This is a genomic window from Kocuria sp. CNJ-770 (assembly GCF_001942375.1).
In the GTDB taxonomy this organism is placed as follows: Bacteria; Actinomycetota; Actinomycetes; order Actinomycetales; family Micrococcaceae; genus Kocuria; species Kocuria oceani.
On sequence record NZ_MKJW01000062.1, the window covers coordinates 1 to 1,264 of the forward strand.

Sequence of the window (1,264 nt, forward strand, 5' to 3'; positions counted from 1 at the left end):
GGGGTGCCGTCCGCCACTGCGACATCCCCGTCCCCCGAGCCATCACCGCACCCCGGGCGGCCGTCGCTCCAATGCCCCTGCCGGGCGGGAAGAGTGCTGCCCGTATCCAGCGGGAGGTGAGGCAAGGCCATGCGTACTTTCCGGGGCCGTACAGCAAGGTCGACATCCGCGCACAGATTCCCTGCCGAGCGCAGGGCGGCAGGATCGTCGCGACTGTTCAAGACTGCATCCAGGCGCGGAGTGCCCCGAAGGTTCACCGGCGAGGATCCTGTCGGGGCACTCCACACTCGATGGATGGTCCGGCAACGACCGGCCGCCACCGCAGCAGCGAGTCCGGCTCAGCGGTAGGTGTAGTACCCGTCGAGGGGCATGGCGTTGACGGAGTGGACGAAGGTGCCCTGGGTCGGGTTCAGCGCCGAGACCATCTTGCCGCCACCGATGTAGATGCCGATGTGGTTGCCACCGTTCTGAGACACCAGGTCCCCAGGCTGCGGGGTGGAAGTCGGGGTGGCGGCGGCGATCTGCTGGAAACTGGTGCGGGGCAGGTCAATGCCGTTCTGGGCGTAGACCCACCCGGTGAACCCGGAGCAGTCCCAGGCCCCGAAAGAGGTCCCGCCCCAGACGTAGCCGGTGCCCACGCCCTGCATGGCCGTGCCCACGATGCCGCCGGCGGCCGGGGCGATCTCGGTGATGGCGGTGGACTGCGGGCTCACGCTCGAGGTGGCGGCGCCCTGCTGCGGGGCCGGGGCCTGGTCGGCGGGCTGCGCGGTGACCGGGGCCTGGGTGGTGTAAGAGGCCAGATTGGCCATCCCTGCGGCCGGAGCCGCATAGGAGGACCCGGAGGCGGCGGGGATCTCGGCGTAGGCCTGGGCCGGGGCGATGGAGCCCATCACGGCCACACCAGCAGCGGCGGCGATGGCGGTGGTGCGCCCGGCGCGCGAGGTGGTCCCGGCGCGGTGGCGGGCAGTGTTCTGCTTGAAAAGCGACATGGGTGGGTTCCTCCCTTTGCCTACGAGGTGAGCTGTCGGGTTCGGGTGGGAGACACCCGGCCGTTCAGGACGCACGCGCTCTGAACGACTTAACCCCAAGGCCCCGGCACACCGGGACCGGAAATGGTTTCCCCGCTTCTGCCAAGCGATTTCTCTTCAGGAACCCCGGGCACCGGCAGAACTCGGCGATGTGCCACGGGGATGCCGAGCGGATCAGCAACCGGCACACCGTGCACAATAACAGGTCTATTACGGAACAATCACAATCCGATTCG

At 68.8% G+C, this 1,264-nt stretch carries 1 protein-coding gene and 1 riboswitch; the gene reads right to left on the reverse strand.

Annotation, left to right across the window (positions count from 1 at the left end):
• Positions 1–338: 338 nt before the first annotated feature.
• Positions 339–989 (reverse strand): C40 family peptidase, encoded by a 651-nt coding sequence (locus BJF77_RS02880; RefSeq protein ID WP_047804867.1) that lies wholly within the window; start codon positions 987–989, stop codon positions 339–341.
• A 5-nt stretch (positions 990–994) separates the two neighbouring features.
• Positions 995–1,187: riboswitch (cyclic di-AMP (ydaO/yuaA leader) on the reverse strand.
• Positions 1,188–1,264 lie beyond the last annotated feature (77 nt).

Excerpts from the sequence above, each read along its gene's own strand:
- BJF77_RS02880 (WP_047804867.1), bottom strand. The coding sequence starts at position 989 with ATGTCGCTTTTCAAGCAGAACACTGCCCGCCACCGCGCCGGGACCACC.